Below are 1847 nucleotides of genomic sequence, written 5' to 3'. Positions count from 1 at the left end.
TTAATCTTATCTTTCTGGTTCTCCGACCACTTCTCCGCGACTCAAAATATGACCTTTTTCCTCACCCCCCCCGGGGCGCCGACGCCCGGCCCGTTCGCCCCCCGGCCCGAGCACCCGCTGAAGGTGACGCTCAGCGCGAGCGGGGACCTCTCCGCCGACCTGCGGTTCTGGCACACCGGCGGCGAGAAGCTCGCCTACACCACGGACGCCGGGGCGGCCGCGCTGCGCCCCCGGCTGGACGGACTGGCCGAGGTGGTCGCGCTCGGCGGCGCCGTGGACCTCGGCGCGGTGCTGGACGACCTGGGCGCGCGCGGGGTGCGCCGACTGATGGTCGAGGGCGGCGGGGGCGTGCACACCCAGTTCCTGGCACAGGGCCTCGCGGACGAACTGCAGCTGGCCGTCGCCCCGCTGCTGGTCGGTCAGGCCGAGGCGCCCCGGTTCGTCCGGCCCGCGGCCTTCCCGGGCGGCCCGGCCCGGCGGATGCGGCTGCTCGGGGCACGTACCGTGGGCGATCTCGTCCTGCTCAGGTACGCCCCGAAGGAGCCCGCACCGTGAACCGCCCCGCGACCACCGATCTCGACCACCTGCGCCGGGCCGTCGAGCTCTCCCGCCTGTGCCCGCCGTCCGAGACGGCCTTCTCGGTCGGCGCGGTGGTCGTCGGTGCCGACGGCCGGGTGCTGGCGGAGGGCTACAGCCGGGAGGCGGACGCGCACGACCACGCCGAGGAGGCGGCCCTGGCCAAGCTCCCGGCCGGCGACCCCCGACTGCGCGGGGCGACCGTCTACAGCTCACTGGAGCCCTGCGGACAGCGTGCCTCGCGGCCGGTGCCGTGCGCCCGGCTGCTCATCGCGGCGGGCGTGCCGCGGGTGGTGGTCGCCTGGCGCGAGCCGGACCTGTTCGTCGCCGACTGCCAGGGCACCGCCCTGCTGGAGGCGGCCGGGGTCGAGGTGGTGGAGCTGCCGGAGCTGGCCGAGGAGGCCCGCGCGGTCAACGCCCACCTGCTGGGCTGATCTTTTGTATCATTGAGGAACAAATAGCACCACCCCGTTCCCCGAGGAGCCCCCCATGCCTGCCGCCCCCGTCCGGCTGACCACCCGCGCCCTCCTGCTGGACATGGACGGCACCCTGGTCAACTCCGACGCCGTCGTCGAACGCTGCTGGGGCCGCTGGGCCGAGCGGCACGGCCTCGACCCGGCCGAGGTGCTCGCCGTCGCCCACGGCCGCCAGGGCCACGCCACCATGGCCGCCCTGCTGCCCGACCGTCCGGTCGAGGTCAACCTCGCCGACAACGCGCGGATGCTCGACGAGGAGCGCGCCGACACCGAGGGCGTCGTCCCGGTCCCCGGCGCCGCGGCCTTCCTCGCCTCGCTGGCCGGCCACCCGCACGCCCTGGTCACCTCCGCCGACGAGCCCCTCGCCCGGGTCCGGATGGACGCCGCCGCACTGCCGCTGCCGCCCGTCCTGGTCACCGCCGAGTCCGTCGGCGCCAGCAAGCCGGACCCGGAGGGCTTCCTCAAGGGCGCCGCCGCCGTCGGCTTCGCCCCCGCCGACTGCCTCGCCTTCGAGGACTCCGGCGCCGGCATCGCGGCCGCGAAGGCGGCCGGCCTCCGCGTCGTCGGCATCGGCCCCCGCGCCACCGCCCACCACCCGGACGCCCACGCCGACGACCTCACCGCCGTCACCGTCACGGCCACCCCCGACGGCCTCCTCACCGTCACCGTCGGCTGACCCACCGCGAACGCCGGACCGGCCCGTGGCCCGCACCCGGCGGCGGGAGCGGGGGGCGGGGGGGGGCTCCCAGTGGGGGGCCGCCAGAAGATTTAACCGATCACCCCCCACGAGGCGGC

The 1847-nt window shown here is 75.9% G+C and carries 1 protein-coding gene and 1 pseudogene; both read left to right on the top strand.

Features of this window, described 5'->3' with window-relative positions:
• Positions 1 to 102 precede the first annotated feature (102 nt).
• Positions 103 to 1010, top strand: a pseudogene (locus ACFV0O_RS40695) (dihydrofolate reductase family protein); the annotation flags it as partial.
• A gap of 55 nt (positions 1011 to 1065) precedes the next feature.
• Complete coding sequence (locus tag ACFV0O_RS40690; RefSeq protein ID WP_380349873.1) at positions 1066 to 1728, top strand: HAD-IA family hydrolase; 663 nt, start codon at positions 1066 to 1068, stop codon at positions 1726 to 1728.
• The last annotated feature ends 119 nt before the right edge of the window (positions 1729 to 1847 follow it).

Source organism: Kitasatospora sp. NPDC059577 (assembly GCF_042735475.1).
Taxonomy (GTDB): Bacteria; Actinomycetota; Actinomycetes; order Streptomycetales; family Streptomycetaceae; genus Kitasatospora.
The sequence above is the reverse complement of the archived record's forward strand: the minus strand, read 5'-3'. Positions and strand labels throughout refer to the sequence as shown.

Excerpts from the sequence above, each read along its gene's own strand:
- ACFV0O_RS40690 (WP_380349873.1), top strand. The coding sequence starts at position 1,066 with ATGCCTGCCGCCCCCGTCCGGCTGACCACCCGCGCCCTCCTGCTGGAC.